At 59.8% G+C, this 17,187-nt stretch carries 15 protein-coding genes and 1 pseudogene; 9 read left to right on the top strand and 7 right to left on the bottom strand.

Annotated elements, in window-relative coordinates; all coding sequences use genetic code 11:
• The first annotated feature begins 17 nt into the window (after positions 1 to 17).
• Positions 18 to 3,686, top strand: a complete 3,669-nt coding sequence (locus ACA059_RS14530; protein ID WP_497634462.1) for a hypothetical protein — start codon at positions 18 to 20, stop codon at positions 3,684 to 3,686.
• Positions 3,687 to 3,743: 57 nt separating this feature from the next.
• On the opposite strand, the gene ACA059_RS14525 is transcribed toward ACA059_RS14530, so the two are convergent.
• A complete protein-coding gene (locus ACA059_RS14525; RefSeq protein ID WP_497634461.1) occupies positions 3,744 to 4,331 on the bottom strand; it encodes a LysE family translocator in 588 nt (195 codons plus the stop codon).
• Between the two features lie 170 nt (positions 4,332 to 4,501).
• Here ACA059_RS14525 and ACA059_RS14520 point away from each other — a divergent pair, with 170 nt between their 5' ends.
• From ACA059_RS14520 to ACA059_RS14500, 5 genes are all read left to right on the top strand, one after another.
• Complete coding sequence (locus ACA059_RS14520) at positions 4,502 to 5,122, top strand: LysE family translocator (RefSeq protein WP_497634460.1); 621 nt, start codon at positions 4,502 to 4,504, stop codon at positions 5,120 to 5,122.
• A 73-nt stretch (positions 5,123 to 5,195) separates the two neighbouring features.
• Complete coding sequence (locus ACA059_RS14515; protein ID WP_497634459.1) at positions 5,196 to 6,236, top strand: DMT family transporter; 1,041 nt, start codon at positions 5,196 to 5,198, stop codon at positions 6,234 to 6,236.
• Positions 6,237 to 6,316: 80 nt separating this feature from the next.
• Positions 6,317 to 7,399, top strand: a complete 1,083-nt coding sequence (locus tag ACA059_RS14510; protein ID WP_497634458.1) for a bifunctional transcriptional activator/DNA repair enzyme AdaA — start codon at positions 6,317 to 6,319, stop codon at positions 7,397 to 7,399.
• Between the two features lie 42 nt (positions 7,400 to 7,441).
• Complete coding sequence (locus ACA059_RS14505; RefSeq protein ID WP_497634457.1) at positions 7,442 to 8,254, top strand: isocitrate lyase/PEP mutase family protein; 813 nt, start codon at positions 7,442 to 7,444, stop codon at positions 8,252 to 8,254.
• A 4-nt stretch (positions 8,255 to 8,258) separates the two neighbouring features.
• On the top strand, positions 8,259 to 8,876 hold the full coding sequence (locus ACA059_RS14500; protein WP_497634456.1) for a DNA-3-methyladenine glycosylase family protein: 618 nt from the start codon (positions 8,259 to 8,261) through the stop codon (positions 8,874 to 8,876).
• Positions 8,877 to 9,016: 140 nt separating this feature from the next.
• Here the strand turns inward: ACA059_RS14500 and ACA059_RS14495 are convergent, their stop codons facing one another.
• The 3 genes from ACA059_RS14495 to ACA059_RS14485 all read right to left on the bottom strand — a co-directional run bounded on the left by ACA059_RS14495 (position 9,017) and on the right by ACA059_RS14485 (position 12,226).
• Positions 9,017 to 10,114: an extracellular solute-binding protein gene (locus ACA059_RS14495; protein ID WP_497634455.1), complete on the bottom strand. Its 1,098-nt coding sequence runs from the start codon at positions 10,112 to 10,114 to the stop codon at positions 9,017 to 9,019.
• A 2-nt stretch (positions 10,115 to 10,116) separates the two neighbouring features.
• Positions 10,117 to 11,241, bottom strand: a complete 1,125-nt coding sequence (gene aguA, locus ACA059_RS14490; protein WP_497634454.1) for an agmatine deiminase — start codon at positions 11,239 to 11,241, stop codon at positions 10,117 to 10,119.
• A gap of 100 nt (positions 11,242 to 11,341) precedes the next feature.
• A complete protein-coding gene (locus tag ACA059_RS14485; RefSeq protein WP_497634453.1) occupies positions 11,342 to 12,226 on the bottom strand; it encodes a LysR substrate-binding domain-containing protein in 885 nt (294 codons plus the stop codon).
• A gap of 267 nt (positions 12,227 to 12,493) precedes the next feature.
• Here ACA059_RS14485 and ACA059_RS14480 point away from each other — a divergent pair, with 267 nt between their 5' ends.
• From ACA059_RS14480 to ACA059_RS14470, 3 genes and pseudogenes are all read left to right on the top strand, one after another.
• Positions 12,494 to 12,898, top strand: coding sequence for a PaaI family thioesterase (locus ACA059_RS14480; RefSeq protein WP_497634452.1), 405 nt, complete (start codon positions 12,494 to 12,496; stop codon positions 12,896 to 12,898).
• A 46-nt stretch (positions 12,899 to 12,944) separates the two neighbouring features.
• Entirely contained in the window at positions 12,945 to 13,433 is a 489-nt protein-coding gene (locus ACA059_RS14475) for a GFA family protein (RefSeq protein WP_497634451.1), read from the top strand.
• Positions 13,434 to 13,533: 100 nt separating this feature from the next.
• Positions 13,534 to 14,322 (top strand): annotated as a pseudogene (locus tag ACA059_RS14470) (MipA/OmpV family protein).
• Positions 14,323 to 14,401: 79 nt separating this feature from the next.
• Here the strand turns inward: ACA059_RS14470 and ACA059_RS14465 are convergent.
• The 3 genes from ACA059_RS14465 to ACA059_RS14455 form a co-directional block, all read right to left on the bottom strand.
• Positions 14,402 to 15,688, bottom strand: coding sequence for an ATP-binding protein (locus ACA059_RS14465; RefSeq protein WP_497634450.1), 1,287 nt, complete (start codon positions 15,686 to 15,688; stop codon positions 14,402 to 14,404).
• The gene (locus ACA059_RS14460; RefSeq protein WP_497634679.1) at positions 15,689 to 16,396 is read right to left on the bottom strand and encodes a winged helix-turn-helix domain-containing protein; all 708 of its coding nucleotides are present in this window, start codon (positions 16,394 to 16,396) and stop codon (positions 15,689 to 15,691) included.
• 155 nt (positions 16,397 to 16,551) lie between these two features.
• Positions 16,552 to 17,160: a MiaE family protein gene (locus ACA059_RS14455; RefSeq protein ID WP_497634449.1), complete on the bottom strand. Its 609-nt coding sequence runs from the start codon at positions 17,158 to 17,160 to the stop codon at positions 16,552 to 16,554.
• Positions 17,161 to 17,187: the final 27 nt, after the last annotated feature.

Here is a 17,187-nt window from a genome sequence, read left to right as displayed (position 1 = left end):
AAGATGGAACTTAAATCATGCAATTGCAAGAACAGGCCAACCTGACTTCCGGCGATGAACGCCAACGAATGGCGATTACCGAAGCGCTCACCAACGCCATGGGGGATGAGTTATTTCACCAGACCTTGGCGTGGCCGTGGGATCGACTGGCCGTTTCCTGCGTGCCCAACTCCGCCTTCCATGAAGTTCATCACAGCAGCGCCTTTCTTTTGTCGCGAATGATTCGACAGCCCGACTTCATGAACATCCGCGCCGAACAATTTATCAGCGAACACGCCAGTTTCCATGTTGACCAAGAAGGCCGTCTCTATTACGTCCGGGAAGACATCAGCACTTTCGGCCGCCCTGGCGATGTAGCTGAATATGTTACCAACCGTTTCTTCGCGCGCGTCGACATCACCTCTCATATTACCGACGTTGCCGAGTTCAAACAGAATCTGGCGTTAATGGTAAAGATGGCCAGGCTGACGGGCGGCTCCATATCTTCCAATAATCGAATTGCCGTTGGCCAATGGCTGCGTTTTCACAACTTGCCACTGCCCACCAATGAAGAAAGTACCAAAGCGCTGATTGACCTGCTCAACTTTGCCGTTATTCCGGACGTGCCGGACACGGGTAACTACTGGGAGCTGCTGGACGCTCCAGAGGATTCGCCCTTCGAGTTAACCAAGAGTAAACGCGCGATTATTCGCGACATCACCGCGCAACTGACCGGCAACGAAATGCCGTTGGCCGAATACTTTGGCGCATCGCTGGTGATGGAAAACGCAGGATCGGACAAGCAGCCGCAGGGCCTCGAGTACCGCTTGCAACGGCTGATCAGCGACGCGCGCCTGCTGGATGAAACCGGGCAAAACTACATTGATGCGCTGGGTTGGTTCACCGACGAGTCAGGCCCCAAGGCGTCGAAACAATTTGTCGATCAGTTGCTGATCGCCGCCATGCTGCTGGACCTCGATCCCGAGGTAGACACGGCCAACACGACGTTTGCAGGGTTCAACCTTTACTCCTCAGCCCAGGTTCAGCGCCGGCCTTCCGATGTCCGCAACGACCTGGAAGCGCATCTGATTCAGCGCTTCAAGCTCGATAAACTCATCGCCCCCCTGGTGGCCGAACTGGCATTGGCGGGTATGGCACCGGAGTATCTGGTGCGCGAACTACCCGCGTCGTTGAAGGTCGGAACCCCGGGCTGGGTCATCCTCTGCCAAGCCGTGGGCCTGGCCGAAAGCATTGTTCCCGGCTGCTCCCGGCGCATGACCTATGAACACTTGCTGGGCTTTAGCCCGATCTCGGGGCTCACCCCGCAACTCAACGATTTGCACGCTATCGCGGGGATTGACCCGGTTGTTACGTGGGCATTGATGAATGGACTGATCCAACGCGACGCGGACGGCAACCTGAGCCTCGAAACGATCAATAAAGGCATCAAGGCCTATAACGAGTATGTCGAGACGCTGTCTACCGCGCTTAACGCGATCAACAAGCCAATTCCCCGACGCAAAGCCCTCGCATTGAAAGAGCTGACATCGAACGTACCGGCCTGCGACCCTCATGAACGGCTGGTCAAACACCGGGGCTCCGGTGGTGGTAGCGGACGCAAAGTGTCAGTGTTGGACTTGTACATGAGCGACCAACTTCACACGCAAGACTGGGGGCGTACCAGGGGCCGCAATATTTATCAGGAGTTTCCCAGGCTCAAGGCGCTGTACCCGGTTGCCGACCTATATGAAACAGCCGTGCACAATCACTACAACGATCTGATATCCGGCCTGTCGACCACGATTCGCTATGTGTTTTCACAGTTGGAGGAATCCAACAGAAGATTTATCGAACATGGGCGATTGGCTATCTACCGCATAGAAGCCTACAGACACACTTTTAACGCAAGTTCAATACCCGAGGCGACACGGGAGCGAACGGGCCGGTACGGCGTGATTATTTGTGCGGAATATCAAGGCACGCTGGTTCGCTGCTTCGAGCTGTTTCCGTTGCGCTCTGAATGCCGGAGCACGCCGGAACTCAGGGAGAGAGTCGGTCAATACCTGTTTAGTTATGAACAGGACGGCACACGGGCCAACTTTGTCAAAGACAACGCCCTTCTGGATGCGCCACTGGATCTGGAGGCCTACTTTAAAAACGCTGCGCCCCGCAGTGATACGAAGTCTTCGGTATTCGTGCGCAAGATAGGTGAATTCGACAGTGCGTCGCACCCGACCCACTCCAGTAAACCGTTGGCTTACTTCAACGCCGAGCGCATAAAAGCCATCAGCAACCTGATCGCTGAGCAGCATCCCTTCCTGACCGAAAGTGAACTGGCGGACATGGGCCGTGACAGCACGGAACAGGAACTGGCGGCGGAAAAGTTCGATGTCATCTTTAATACGCTGTTGAATTTGATCATTCCGTTCAAGGAATGCATCGAGGGTTTGTCTTCCGGTGTTCCGGCCAGGCAGCGGGACGCGATCGCCAGTTGCGTGATGGACGCGGCGGCTGTTGCCTTTGTCTTTGCCAGCGTGCCGGCACAAGTGGGCAAGGCCGTTGGAAAGAGCGCGTCATTGGCCACAAAATTGTTGTCCGCGTCCCGGATTGGCACGCGCACCGTCGTTTCCCTGTTGAACCCGCTGGACGGAATACCGACCCTTATCAAGGGCGGTGTAAAACTGATTGGCAGAGGCGCGATAAAACTCGCCGGCCATACTGCCGCTGCGGCGCATATCGTCAGGGTGCAGCTGTATCGCCTGACAGGCGCCCATTCCTACAACCTGCTGCGCGCCCTCGACCACACCGGTGCAGCCGCGGGGATCCGCATGTCGCTGGACACCGTGTCCCATGCGCGGGCGTTGTTCAAGAGTGACGGCATCACCACATTCGAAGAGGTGCTGGTGCGCCTGAGCGACAAGAATATTTCCCTGTTAAAGGGTGCCGACCCTGCCGAGTTGCAGCACCTGTTCAATAGCGCCGCCAGAGATGCGGCGCTTCAAAGCAAGCAAGCACAACAACTGAGCTCGCTGATTGGCCAAAAGGCGTTGGAAGATTTATTAACCACCTTCATGACCACGCACCCCACCAGCTACACCAATAAACGTCTCACAGCACAAGATTATTTCGACTCGTTGGCCAACGTTGCCGAGATTGAAGCCAAAAAAGCTATCTATCTCCGGAACCATCAACAAAACCTGTTGCAACTGGATCTGGGCCAGCCGCCTTACAACGCCGTATTAGCAGAGGCAGCCTTCAATCCTAAGGGCTTTACCGACCCGATACAGAGAGCCGGGGCCTGGATGGTGAACGGAGCATCCTCCCAAGCCAATGACGTCGACAACTTCGTCTCGGTACTGCGTGAGTATGCGGGCAACAGCAAATCCTTGACTGATCCAGACGTCATTACGCAAATACACGACCTGCTTGCGCCTGCGGTCGCGGGCAAAGTGCGCGACGCTGGCCAAGCAACCAAATATACCGGCAGCATCGCCGGTTATGCCTTGATGGAACAGCATTTGAAAACGCTGGATATCGCCCATCAATACATCGACAAACATCTGCTTGCGACCGTTATCGGATTCCAGGCGTTTGGCGACGGCAACGGTCGAACCGCCAGTGCGCTGTACGCCATCAGCCAACTGCGGGGCGGGCGATTTACACCCTTACCACGAGAGGTGGTCGATTTGCTCAGCGGTATCCGTTGACGCTTGATACCTGAGTTCGCGCCCCGCTTTTGCGGGGCCGGATTTGTTCTGCGACATTCAGCCTAACAACAAATACACCGCACTCCCCGCCAGCAACAACGCCATGCTCCGATTGAACAGGCGCATGCCGGCCGGGTTGCTCAAATACCCGCGCAAAAACGTCCCGGCGTAGACCCAACAGCCGACCGACACGTAGCAAACCACCAGATACACCGCTGCAAACTGCCAGACCAGCCGCGCCTCGCCATCCGCCACAAAAGCGCCCATGCCGGCTACGCAGGCCAGCCAGGCTTTCGGGTTGAGCCATTGCATGACCGCGCCATACAGCATCGACGGCGCCCGACCTGACTCCTTCGCATCCAGATGCCCCTTGTCGGCCGCCAACTTGAAGGCCATGTACAACAGGAACGCCACACCCGCCCATTGCACCACCTGCGTCAGCGCTGGCCATCGCTGCAACACCTCATGCAGGCCTAATCCCATCAACACCAACAACACGACGAAACCCAGCGTCGCCCCGGCCACATGCCGTTGACTGGCGCGAAAACCAAACTGCGCGCCGGAACTCAACGCCACGATATTCACCGGCCCTGGCGTTATCGAGGCCACCAGTGCAAACACCGCCATCGAGATAATCAGACTCATCACAGACCTTCTTCAATTCAGTTGAACGAGGCCCCAAGGTAAAGTGCGACCTGACGGCTGTATTGAACAAAACACCCCTCAGCTGTACCGCGACCGACGTCCACCACTGTATGGGTCAAGCCACCCCAGGCCTGTGATAAAAATACCGCTCCTGCTTTTGGAGCCCCGCCATGGACCTCGCCACCCTCACCCTGTTTCTTCCGGCCTGCTTCGCCCTGAACATGGCGCCCGGGCCGAACAACCTGTTGTCGGTCAGCAATTCGACCCGCTACGGCTATCGCTCCGCCTGTGTCGCCGGGATCGGTCGACTGCTCGCGTTCGCCGGCATGATCGCCCTCGCGTCGGCGGGGCTGGCGGTGGTGCTGCAAACGTCGGAATTGTTGTTCTACGGGATCAAGATTCTGGGGGCGGCGTATCTGCTTTACCTTGCCTGGCAATTGTGGCGCGCCGATCCCGGGGCGGAAAACGTGGTGGCGGGTGCGCCGGTGGGGATGCTGGCGTTGGCGCGGCAGGAGTTCCTGGTGGCGGCCGGTAATCCGAAAGCGATCCTGATCTTCACCGCGTTCCTGCCCCAGTTCGTCGACTCGACCCAAGCCGTATCGCCGCAATTCGCCGTGTTGGGCGCGTTGTTCCTGGTGCTGGAATGGATCGCCATCGGTGCCTACGCCTACATGGGCCTGCACATGCGCCGCTGGTTCGCCGAACCCCGGGGCAAGCGGATATTCAATCGTTGCTGCGCGGGATTGTTGTCAGCGGCGGCTTCGGTGTTGCTGATGGCGCGGCGGGCCTGAAGTTATGGATTGACGGGATGCAACGCAGGTTCAAACTGCGTTTGATCACGTCTCAATACCCGACGAGCCTTGAATGAACCTGAACGTTGTCTACGCCCTTGGCGCTGCCGCTCTTTTTGGCGCGAGTACGCCATTGGCCAAGTTGCTGGGCCTGAGCCTTTCGCCGATCCTTTTGGCCGGGTTGTTGTATCTGGGCAGCGGTCTGGGCCTGACGCTCGTCAGACTTTTGCGCGACCGGGGCTGGCAGTCCAGCGGCCTGAAATCGTCAGAGTGGCCCTGGCTGATCGGTGCCATCGCGTTTGGCGGCGTGCTCGGGCCGGTGGCGCTGATGTTCGGTTTGACCCTGACCTCCGGTGCCACGGCCTCGCTGATGCTCAACCTCGAATCGGTATTGACCGCCGTCCTGGCCTGGATGGTATTCAAGGAGAACGCTGACCGGCGCATCGTTGCCGGAATGCTGGCCATCGTCGCGGGTGGCTTGCTACTGGCCTGGCCCCAGAACCCGGCGCAGTCACAGGGCTGGATAGGACCGTTGGCGGTAGCGCTGGCCTGCGTCTGCTGGGCGATCGATAACAACCTGACGCGCAAGGTGTCGGCCTCGGATGCGCTGTTTATTGCCGGCATCAAGGGGTTGGTCGCCGGGTCGGTGAACTGTGCTCTGGCGCTGTTGCTCGGCGCAACACTGCCACACATGACGGTGCTGGGGCCTACGTTGATCGTTGGTTTCCTGGGGTATGGCATCAGCCTGGTGTTGTTCGTTCTGGCACTCCGAGGCCTGGGCACTGCGCGTACCGGCGCCTACTTTTCCACCGCACCTTTCCTCGGCGCGGCAATCGCCATCCTGCTGCTGGATGAACCCGTCACGCTGACGTTTTGGGCCGCTTCGCTGTTGATGGGCCTTGGGGTCTGGATTCACCTCAAGGAAAATCATGCCCATGAGCATCAACACGATGCACTCAAGCATGCTCATCGCCACGTGCATGACGAGCATCATCAACATGAACATTCGTTTCAGTGGGACGGAACCGAGCCCCACAGTCACGAGCATGAACACACACCGCTGCGCCACAGTCATCCACATTTTCCGGACATCCATCACCGACATAGGCATTAGGCAGTCTTCATGACGAATGACTGGAATTCTCTGTCGATTTTCCGGTGGAGGCGCTGGACGACGCGTCTTATGCTCACCTCATGAACCTACAAAACGCTTTGCTTCCGCCCCACGCCGAGATGGTTCGCGCCATGCTCGAACGAGACACCGCCTACGAGGGGGTGTTCTTTACCGCGGTCAAAACCACCGGCATCTTCTGTCGCCCCAGTTGCACGGCGCGCAAGCCGAAACCGGAGAACGTCGAGTTCTTCGCCCATGCCGATGAGTGCATGTCCGCGGGCTATCGCGCCTGTCTGCGCTGCAAACCGCTGGACGCGGCGGCCATCGCACCGGACTGGGTGCAGAAGCTGCTCAAATCGGTGGACGCCGACTCCGAGCAGCGCTGGACCGATGCCCATCTGCTGGCCGAGGGCATCGAACCGCTGAAACTGCGCCGCTGGTTCAAGCAGCATTTCGGCATGACCTTTCACGCCTGGTTGCGCACCCGACGCCTCGGCATGGCGTTGGGCGGGATCAAACAGGGCGATTCCATCGACAACGCGGCGTTCGATTCGGGCTACGAATCCTTGAGCGGGTTTCGCGATGCGTTTCAAAAGTCCTTCAACATCACGCCCGGCCGCGCCGCCCACAGCGAGCCACTGCTGTTCACTCGCCTGACCACACCGCTGGGGCCGATGATTGCCATGGCTGAACGACGCGGGCTGGTGCTGCTGGAGTTTCTTGATCGGCCAGCGCTGACCAAGGAAGTCGAAGAATTGCAGAATCGATACGGCTATGCCGTCGCGCCAGGACATAACGCGCATTTGCAGCAGATTGAAGCCGAACTGACGCAGTATTTCGCCGGCAAACTCACTGACTTCAACGTTCCACTACACTTGCCTGGCAGCGATTTCGCCCGACAGGTCTGGGCCGAACTGGCGAAGATCCCGTACGGCCAGACCAGCACCTACGGCGCCATTGCGGCGTTATTGGGCAAGCCCGGCGCCAGTCGCGCCGTGGGCCTGGCCAACGGGCATAACCGTCTTTCAATTGTTGTGCCCTGTCACCGAGTGATCGGCGCGGACGGCTCGCTGACCGGCTATGGTGGAGGACAACCGCGCAAGGCGTTCTTGCTCAGGCTGGAAAAAGCGGCGGTTCAGATCACGCAACAACTCGCATTCTGATTACTTGCAGGTTTCTCAAAAAGTCATAAGGAAGGACATTCGATGGACACGCTCGAAAACCAATTTCACCAGTTGCACCAGGACGGCCTGCTGATTCTCACCAACGTCGCCGATGCCGCCGGGGCGCGAATCGTGGAGCAACTGGGCAGCAAGGCCGTTGCCACCAGCAGCGCGGCGGTGGCATGGGCTCACGGTTATCCGGATGGCAACGCCCTGCCCCTTGAGCGCCTGATATCAACGGTCGAGTCCATCGCCAGGGTGATCTCGGTGCCGCTGACCGTGGACATCGAGGCCGGTTATTCCGATGACCTGACGCGGGTTGCCCAAGTGATTGATGCCGTCATCGCGGCCGGCGCGGTGGGGATCAACATCGAGGACGGTGTTTCCCCGCCCGAGCTGTTGGTGCGCAAGATCGAAATCGCTCGTCAGGTGGCCGAACGTCGCGGCGTGAAACTATTCATCAACGCCCGGACCGATGTGTACCTCAAGAGCCTGGTCCCCGCCGAAGATCGCGTGGCAGAGACGCTCAAGCGCGCCGCGTTGTATCAAGCCGCCGGTGCCGATGGGTTGTTTGCTGCCGGGGTCACCGCCGAGTACGAAATCGCTGCACTGTGCCAGGGCACCCCGCTGCCGTTGAACGTGCTCGGGCTCCCCGGCTTGCCATCGCCTGAAGAGCTAAAAGCCCTCGGCGTACGCCGTTTGAGCGCGGGTTCACGCATCGCCGAGTTTCTGTATGGCGCCATGAGCGCGCTGGCCAAGAGCTTTCTGGAAACAGGGACACTCGACAGCCGTGAGCTGAAGGCCTTCACCTATGGCGAAGTGAACGCCCTGTTGGCGCCGTCCGGGAAAGCTTGACCCCATGCCCGACGCCTATCTGCCCGCCACCGAGTTTCTATCGTCCATCGATGAGGACTGGCGCCGCCACATCGCCGCCATCGGCCCTTGCCTGCATCAGCCCCATGCGGCTCGCGATCCTTATGAGTCGCTGGTGCGGGCGATTGCCTACCAGCAACTGCATGCGAAGGCCGGGGATGCGATTGTCGGTCGGCTGCTGGCATTGTTTGGGACGGGCGCGTTCCCGAGGCCTGAACAGATTGTCGCGACCGGGTTCGATCAACTGCGCAGTTGCGGCTTTTCCGCCAGCAAGATCGCGACCATTCAGGGCATTGCCCAAGCGGCGCTGGACGGTGTGGTGCCGGATTACGCCACGGCACTGGCCATGGAGGATGAGGCGCTGATCGAGCGGTTGATTACCTTGCGTGGGGTTGGGCGCTGGACGGTTGAGATGTTGTTGATCTACAGCCTGGAGCGGCCGGACATCTTGCCCGCCGATGATTTCGGGGTGCGTGAGGGATATCGGCGGATGAAGGGGCTGGAGGTGCAGCCCAATCGCAAGCAGATGATTGAGATCGGGTTGGCGTGGAGTCCGTACCGGACAGTGGCCGCCTGGTATTTGTGGCGGATGACCGGCAAGTAGACCGCGTTATCGTTCTTCGCGAGCAAGCCCGCTCCCACAGGGGATTCCGGGAGTTCACAAATCCAATGTGGGAGCGGCGGTGCGACGATTCGACTTGCTCGCGAAGGCGTCAGCACATTCAGCACATCATCCCAGGCCAGTCATAGTCCCGACTTCAACCGACTGAACGCCCGAATCAAAGCCCGGTTAAACGCCTTGCCATTGTCATTCTTGCTGTACAACGAAGCCCTCACCTCAGCCGACGGATACGTCCCCGGATCATTGCGAATCGCCGGATCAATCAAGCCGTCCGCCGCCGTAATCGCGTTGGCGTAGTGGATGGTGTCAGTGATCGGCGCGATCACCTCCGGCGTCATCAGATAATCCATCAACGCCAGTCCCGCTTGCGGGTGCGGCGCATCCTTGGGAATGACCATCGCGTCGAACCAAATCAACGTGCCCTCCTTCGGTATCCGATAACTCAGCTTGAACGGCTTGTTCGCAGCCTCGGCCTGTCCGGCGGCGATGGCCACATTGCCGTTCCACGACATCGCGACGCAGGTGTTGCCATTGGCGAGGTCGCTGATGTTCAGGTCATTGTCGAAGTAGCGGATGTAGGGCCGGATTTTCGCCAGTTGCTGTTCGGCCCGCTTCAGGTCATCGAGGTTCTGACGGTTGATGTCCAGGCCCATGTACTTCATGACCGCGGCGAAAACCTCGTTGGGATCGTTGAGCAAACTCACCCCGCAATCGGCAAATTTCGACACCACCTCCGGGTCGAACAGCATCGCCCAACTGTCCCGTGGCGCGTCGTGCAGGCGCTTCTTGATTGCCTCTTCCTGATAGCCGACGCCGGTGGTGCCCCAGGCGTAGATCCCGGCGTAGCGATTGCCCGGATCGAACACCGCCATGTGCTGGCGGAACTCGTCACCCACGCCAGCAAAATGCGGCAGCTGTTGCGGGTTCAGGGTTTGAATCGCACCGCTCTGAATCGCCCGGGACAAATGCTGGCCAGCGGTCAGCACCAGGTCATAGCCGCTACGGCCGGTGAGCAGTTTGGTCTCTACGGTTTCCAGGGAGTCGAAATGATCAGCCACCACGTGGATGCCGGTTTTCTTCTCGAAATTGGTCAGGGTGTCCGGGGCCAGGTACTCGCCCCAGATGTACAGATTGACCACCGGTTTGGCGGTGTCGGCGGCCTGCACACACAGGGGTGCGAGCACCAGCAGTAATGCTTGAGTCAGTTTGTGCAGGCCCATTTTCAAACTCCCTTTTTGTTGCAGGCACTGCCTGCGTACTGCGGCATGGTGATGCACGCGACGTTACCGCCGCCGAGGAGGATTTCCCGGGAGTTTTCGATACCGACGATTTTGTGTTGCGGGAACAGTTCGGCGAGGGTCGCCTGTGCGGCCTGATCGTTGCGATCGCCAAACAGCGGCACGACGATCGAGGAATTGCCAGCGTAGTAGTTGATGTACGACGCGCAGATTTTCGTCCCGGCCTGACGGGTGTGGGTGCTGTCTTGCTGATCCAGACCTTCGGCTTCTTCAGCAGTCCATTCCAGCACGTCCGGTTGTGGCAACTTGTGCACTTTCAGTTCACGGCCACGGCTGTCGCGGGTGCTGCGCAGGATGTCGTAGGCCTCCTGGTAGATTTCCCATTGCGGGTCATCGCGATTATCGGTCCATTGCAACACCACTTCACCGGGGCGCACGAAGCACGCGAGATCGTCGACATGGCCGTCGGTTTCGTCGAATTTGCAGCCACGTGGCAGCCAGATGATTTGCTCGGCGCCGAGGTAATCGGTCAATCGCCGGGTGACCTCGTCCTTGCCCAGGTGCTGGTTACGGTTGCGGTTGAGCAGGCATTGCTCGGTGGTGAGAATGCTGCCCTGGCCGTCGCTCTGGATACCGCCCAGTTCAGCAATCAGCGGTGCACGGTAGCGGTCGAACCGTTCGATTTCGAGGATTTTACTGGCGATCTGGTCGTCCTTGTCCCACGGGTAGTACAAGCCGCCGTCGAGGCCGCCGTATGCGTTGAACTCGAAGTCCACGCCGCGCACCTCACCGCTGTCGTCATTGACCACAAAGCATGGGCCACTGTCACGGAACCAGGTGTCGTTGCAGGTCATTTCCACCACCCGCACTTGAGGCGGCAACTGGCGGCGAGCGGTGGCGAACTGCGCGGCGGAGGCGCACACGGTGACCGGTTCGCTCCGGGAGATGGCGGTGACGATCTGCACCCAGACTTTCTGCGCAGGCTTGGCGCCATTGCGCCAGACGTCGGTGCGCTCCGGCCAGCCGAGCCAGCAACCGGACTTGGTTTCGAACTCGCCGGGCAAACGGAAACCATCGAGTTTGGGGGTGGAGTCGAGCAAACGTGCCATGGTCAAACCTCATCAGCGGGGATTGGAATGACCACAGGCTACGGTCGCCAGCGCCCTCCCCGCCAACGATGATTATTTCGGAATACTTGAATTCAACTCATCAATCGATCAGCTGATCGTTGAACCATTCCAGCATCTGCGCCACTGCCGGGCGCTCCAGCCTCACCCGCTCACACACCAGCGCATATTGGCCGAGTGCAGTCATGCTGGAGGTGAACGGCCGGACCAGACGACCGCTGAGCAAATCCTCCTGCGCGGTCAAGTTATCGCCCATGGCCACACCCTGGCCTTGGGCCGCCGCTTCCAGCGCCAAACCCGCGTGAGCGAAATACAGCTGCCGTTGCGGACGCTGATCGCCGGCATGGCTGGTGAGCCAGGCGGTCCAGGTCTTGCCGTCCTGATCGTCGTGCAGCAGGCAGTGACGCGCCAGATCCTTCGGGGTTTTCAACGTGCCCTGGTTGAACAGTCCGGGGCTGCACACCGGGAAGAACTGCAACGCCGGCAAGGGCCGGACAAAGTACGCGCTGCTGTCCACCGGGCCGGTGCCGTAAGTGATCGCCAGGTCGATGTCTTCCCCTGGCGCGGTGGCGTCGATCGGTTGCTCGTAGAGGTGCAAGGTGATGTGCGGATAGCGCGCGTAAAAATCCGTCAGGCGACTCATCAACCACTTTTGCGCCAGCTCGGCTGTGACTGCCAGGCGCAACACCGCCAGCGATGACGGGTCACGCAGTTCATCACAGGCATCGCCGATCAGTTCGAAGGCCTGCTGCAAACTTTGCATCAGGCGCCCGGCGGCCATCGTCGGGCGAATCTGCCGGCCTTCACGGATGAACAGCGTCACGCCCAATTGTTCTTCGAGCTGGCGAATCTGATGGCTGACCGCGCTGTCGGTGACGCACAACTCCGCCGCCGCCCGGCCGAAATGGGCGTGGCGGGCGGCGCATTCGAAGGTTCTGAGTGCTGCCAGAGAAGGCAGTCGTCGCATGGCAAAGGCTCCAATAGGAAGGCGCCCATGCTGCCCCGGCCACGGGTGGGCGTCCAGCGGGACCGCGTTATCGTTCTTCGCGAGCAAGCCCGCTCCCACATTTAACCGAGTTCTCCCGGATGAATGCGGTCGAATGTGGGAGCGGGCTTGCTCGCGAAGAGGCCAGCACATTCACCACAAATCCAACGCCCAATCACCCTCCCTTATCCACCATGACTTCCCCCCAAACCCGGCGCATGTTGAATCTCTCAATCGGAGGGATTCGCCATGCTCAACGCACTCAAACAGATCAACTCAACCTCAGCCTTCAACCGCTGGGCCGGTTTCGAAGTCACTCGCGCCGAGAGCGGCGAAGCCGAGCTCACGATGGCTTTTCGCGAAAGCGATATGGCGCAGTACGCAGGTTTCCTGCACGCCGGGCTGATCGGCGCGCTGCTCGACACAGCCTGCGGATTCGCAGCCGGAACGGTCGCCGGCAACGTGCTGGCTTCACATTTTTCAGTGAACTGCCTGGCACCCGCCATCGGCGAAGTGTTCATCGCTCGGGGTCGCGTGGTGAAGGCTGGCAAGAAGCAAGTGTTCACCCGCGCCGAGTTGTTCGCGCAAACCGGCGATCAGCTGAAATTGGTGGCGACCGGCGATGCGATTCTCGTACCGGTCGAGGGGCGCTGAAGGTCTAGGCTGTCTTGGGTAAGTTCCAGACCTGTCGGAGGTTCCCATGCAGCTCGAAGGTTCCTGCCATTGCGGCGCGGTGTCGTTCAGTTTGACCAGCGCCCACCCCTACCCGTATCAGCGTTGCTACTGCTCGATCTGCCGCAAGACTCAGGGCGGTGGCGGGTATGCGATCAATATTGCTGGTGATGCCAACAGCCTGAAAGTGCGAGGGCGCAAGCACATCGCGATTTATCACGCACGACTCAAGGACGAAGGCGATAAACGCGCCCACAGCAGCACAGCCGAGCGGCATTTCTGTTCTGTCTGTGGTTCAGGCTTGTGGCTGTTCAGCCCGGAATGGCCGGAGCTGATTCACCCGTTTGCCTCTGCCATCGACACCCCGCTGCCGGTACCGCCGGAACACACGCACTTGCTGCTCGATTCCAGGGCGCCGTGGGTGGAAGTCGAAGTGCGCCCCAAGGACAAGCAGTTCGACGTCTATCCCGAAGAATCCATCGCCGAGTGGCATGAGCGCTTGGGTTTGAGCCGCTAAGCCGGTTCACAGTCTTTGACAGTTTCCCGACAAAGCTGTCAAAGATTGCTGGCCGGCAGCCGCCTAGCATGGGCGCATCCAAACTCCCACGGGTGCTCCCATGTTTCGCTCGCTATCTCTGTCGTTGACTTCGCTTTGCCTGCTCATTCCCACTGACTCTTTGCGCGCTGAAGACTGGCGCTACACCTTGCGGGCCGGTGCAGCCAGCGTGCCCCGTTACAGCGGCAGTGACGAACGCGTGGTGGCGCCGCTGCTGGGCGGTGAAATCGTCAGCCCTTACGGATTCTTTCTGGACACTGAAAAGGGTCTGGGGTGGGCGTTTGACGAGGACGATTTCGGCCTCAGCGTGTACATCGGCGCCAGTGATGTGCGCAAGGATCGCAAGACCGGGTTCAAAGGTTCGGATGAGCTGAACGGCATGGGCTCGATCAAGTCGCGCCCGGCGCTGGGGTTCGACGGCAGCTATCACATGGGGCCGATTATCCTCGGTGCGAGCTTTGAGCATGCCTTGGAAAAAGACGATGACGATCACGACACCGGATCGGCCTGGAACCGCTTGAAACTGAGCATCAGCGCGCCGTTTTATGAGGGTGACTATGGCAAGGTCGTAGGCAGCCTCAATAGCCAGTTTGGTGACAGCAATTACGTGCGCACCTAGTACGGCGTCAGCGATGCCCAAGCGTCGCGCAGTCGGTTCAGGGCTTATGACACGCATGGCGGGCTGGTGAGTCGCGGGGCGGATTTGACCTGGACAGTGCCGATCAATGACTCGTTAAGTGTTTCGACGGTGCTGGCTGTGCAATATCTGGCGAACGATGCGGCGGACAGTCCGATTGTCGAGAGTCGGATGCAGACATCATTGGCTGGGCAGATTGTGTACACCTTTTAAAAGATCGCAGCCTTCGGCAGCTCCTACAGGGTGTACGACATGCCAATGTAGGAGCTGCCGAAGGCTGCGATCTTTTGATCTAATCCTGGTGCGCCCAGGTCATGCGAAATGACGCCCCGCCCCACGGCGAGTCCGCCACTTCCACTTGCCCGCCATGGGATTGCGACACCCGCCGCACCAGCGCCAGACCCAGGCCGAAGCCGCCTGTGCGGCGGTCGCGGCTGGCGTCCAGGCGCGAGAACGGTTCGAAGATTTTCTCCCGCCCGTCCACCGGCACGCCGGGCCCGTCGTCGTTGACCCGCACTTCGTAGTGATCACCGTTGCGCACCAACGACACTTCCACCCGCTCATCGGCATAACGAATGGCATTGCGCAGCAGGTTGATCACCGCCCGAGCCATGAAGCGCGGTTCGATGCGGACCTCATCGACCTGACACTCGACAATCAGCAATTGCACGCCGGCGGCTTCAGCTTCCAGCGCGACGCTGCCGACCACGCTGTCGAGCCAACTGCTGGCCTTAATGTTTTCCCGTGTGATCACCGTGGCGCCGCGCTCGAGGCTGGCATAGGTGAGCAGTTCGGACACCATCTCCTCCAGTTCGCCGAGGTCGGCGTACATGTCGGCAATCAGTTCACGGTTCTGGGCCGGATCGGGCTGCTGCTTGAGCTGGTCAAGCTCGAACGACAGCCGGGCAATCGGCGTGCGCAGCTCATGGGACACCGCGTTGGTCAGCTCGCGCTGATTGGCAATCAGGCCTTCGATGCGCGCCGCCATCAGGTTGAAGTGTTCGGCCAGGTCGCGGATGTTCGAGCGCTTGGACAGCTGGATCCTCGACGACAGGTCGTTATCACCAAAACGCTCGGCCGCCAGGCGCAGTTTCTCCAGGTCTCGCCAATGCGGGCGCACCCAGAAAAGCAACACGAAACCGATCATCACCGCGATCATCAGATAGGCCGCGGCAATGTAGAACGGCATCAGGCTCGGTTCGGCCGGCAGCTTGATGCTGAGCAGTTGCGAACCGTCGTCAATGCGCGAGATGAACTGCGTGTATTTGTCGCGAATCACCAGCAGGCCCTGGGCCAACTCGGCTTTCTCCTGCTCGGTCAGGGACAATTGATCGGTCTCGACCAGGGTCAAGCCCAAGCCGTAGTGGGGGCGCACCGCTTCCAGTTGTCGCTCCCGGGCCGAACCGTCAAGACCGCGCAACTGCTCGGCCAGCGACCAGGCCTGGCCACGCACCGCCTCTCGGTTGTAGCTCTGCATCTGACCGTCGAGCAGCGCATCAAACGTGCGCTCGACGGTTTGCAGCCCCAGAACCAGGCCCACCGTCATCACCAGAAACAACCCCAAAAATAACCGCAGCATTTACAACTCCCACGCAAACGGATTGAACAGGTAACCCTTGCCCCACACGGTCTTGATACACACCGGTTCGCGCGGATTGTCCTTGAGCTTGCCTCGGAGCTTGCTGATGTAGACGTCAACGCTGCGGTTAAGACCGTCGAACGCAATGCCACGCATACGGTTGAGGATGTCGTCACGGGACAGAATCTTGCCGGCGGCGCTGGCCAGCAACCACAGCAGTTCGAACTCCATGGTAGTGAGTTCGATGCCCTCACCCGCCAGCCGCACTTCCCGGCAGCTGCGGTCGATGCTCAGATGGCCGAATTCCAGAGCGCTGCACACGCTGCTGTCCGGCGTCTGGCGACGTTGCAAGGCGCGCAACCGGGCCAGCAGAACCGGCGGTTTGATCGGTTTGATCACGTAGTCATCAGCGCCGGACTCCAGCCCGAGGATGTGATCAAGGTCGTCTTCCTTGGCGGTAAGAATGACGATCGGCGTGTCGGACACGCCGCGGATCTCGCGGCACACGTGCAGGCCGCTCTGGCCCGGCAGCATCAGGTCGAGCACGACGACTTTCGGTTTGAATTCGAGGAACGCGGCCAATGCGAGGTCGCCGCGGTGCACCTGCCGGACCTCAAAGCCATGTTGCGACAGGAAATACGCGATCAGCCCGGCGAGCTTTTCGTCGTCTTCCACCAGCAGTACTTTGCCAAAACCCAGGCTATCCATAACGACCGTCTGCCAACCCTTGTGTGAAGTGGCCGGCATTATGGCGCCAATTGGTGACCGGACGGTTATCGCAGGTAGCAAAAACCGGCCTCGGGGGTCGGTTTTCGGAGATGTTTCATTCTTTTAAGAGTTTTTTACATTTTCGGTCGAAAGCGTCAGGCCGCGGCTGGCACACCGCTGTGGAAACGAAATTCCACGTCTGGCGACTCGATCAACTCTTGCTCAGCGGCGCGAACCTTGTCGATCACCTGGGCGATGTCCTTGGCGTCACCGTACTGGTAGGCCAGTTTCAGGTAACCCTGGAAATGCCGGGCCTCGCTCTTCAGCAGGCCGAAGTAGAACTTGCCCAGCTCTTCGTCCAGATGCGGCACCAGCGCCTCGAAACGCTCGCAGCTGCGGGCTTCGATAAAGGCGCCGACCACCAGGGTGTCCACCAGTTTGACCGGCTCGTGGCTGCGCACCACTTTGCGCAGGCCCGAAGCGTAGCGCCCGGCAGACAGCTGACGCAGCTCGATCTTGCGCTTTTTCATCAGGCGCATGACCTGTTCGTGGTGCACCAGCTCTTCCCGAGCCAGACGCGACATCAGGTTGATCAGATCGACGTGGGAGTGATACTTGGCGATCAGGCTCAACGCGGTACTGGCGGCCTTGAATTCACAGTTTTTGTGATCGATCAGCAGGGTGTCCTGATCAGCCAGCGCGGCCTGAACCCAGCCATCGGGGGTGCGGCAGCCGAGGAACTCGTGAATTTCGGGAAGGATCATGGGGCTCACGGATAAGAGGTTCAAAAT

Source organism: Pseudomonas sp. LBUM1647, assembly GCF_059716175.1.
The sequence above is the reverse complement of the archived record's forward strand: the minus strand, read 5'-3'. Positions and strand labels throughout refer to the sequence as shown.

Coding starts and splice junctions, on each gene's coding strand:
- ACA059_RS14530 (WP_497634462.1), top strand. CDS start 18: ATGCAATTGCAAGAACAGGCCAACCTGACTTCCGGCGATGAACGCCAA.
- ACA059_RS14525 (WP_497634461.1), bottom strand. CDS start 4,331: ATGAGTCTGATTATCTCGATGGCGGTGTTTGCACTGGTGGCCTCGATA.
- ACA059_RS14520 (WP_497634460.1), top strand. CDS start 4,502: ATGGACCTCGCCACCCTCACCCTGTTTCTTCCGGCCTGCTTCGCCCTG.
- ACA059_RS14515 (WP_497634459.1), top strand. CDS start 5,196: ATGAACCTGAACGTTGTCTACGCCCTTGGCGCTGCCGCTCTTTTTGGC.
- ACA059_RS14510 (WP_497634458.1), top strand. CDS start 6,317: ATGAACCTACAAAACGCTTTGCTTCCGCCCCACGCCGAGATGGTTCGC.
- ACA059_RS14505 (WP_497634457.1), top strand. CDS start 7,442: ATGGACACGCTCGAAAACCAATTTCACCAGTTGCACCAGGACGGCCTG.
- ACA059_RS14500 (WP_497634456.1), top strand. CDS start 8,259: ATGCCCGACGCCTATCTGCCCGCCACCGAGTTTCTATCGTCCATCGAT.
- ACA059_RS14495 (WP_497634455.1), bottom strand. CDS start 10,114: ATGGGCCTGCACAAACTGACTCAAGCATTACTGCTGGTGCTCGCACCC.
- aguA (WP_497634454.1), bottom strand. CDS start 11,241: ATGGCACGTTTGCTCGACTCCACCCCCAAACTCGATGGTTTCCGTTTG.
- ACA059_RS14485 (WP_497634453.1), bottom strand. CDS start 12,226: ATGCGACGACTGCCTTCTCTGGCAGCACTCAGAACCTTCGAATGCGCC.
- ACA059_RS14480 (WP_497634452.1), top strand. CDS start 12,494: ATGCTCAACGCACTCAAACAGATCAACTCAACCTCAGCCTTCAACCGC.
- ACA059_RS14475 (WP_497634451.1), top strand. CDS start 12,945: ATGCAGCTCGAAGGTTCCTGCCATTGCGGCGCGGTGTCGTTCAGTTTG.
- ACA059_RS14465 (WP_497634450.1), bottom strand. CDS start 15,688: ATGCTGCGGTTATTTTTGGGGTTGTTTCTGGTGATGACGGTGGGCCTG.
- ACA059_RS14460 (WP_497634679.1), bottom strand. CDS start 16,396: ATGGATAGCCTGGGTTTTGGCAAAGTACTGCTGGTGGAAGACGACGAA.
- ACA059_RS14455 (WP_497634449.1), bottom strand. CDS start 17,160: ATGATCCTTCCCGAAATTCACGAGTTCCTCGGCTGCCGCACCCCCGAT.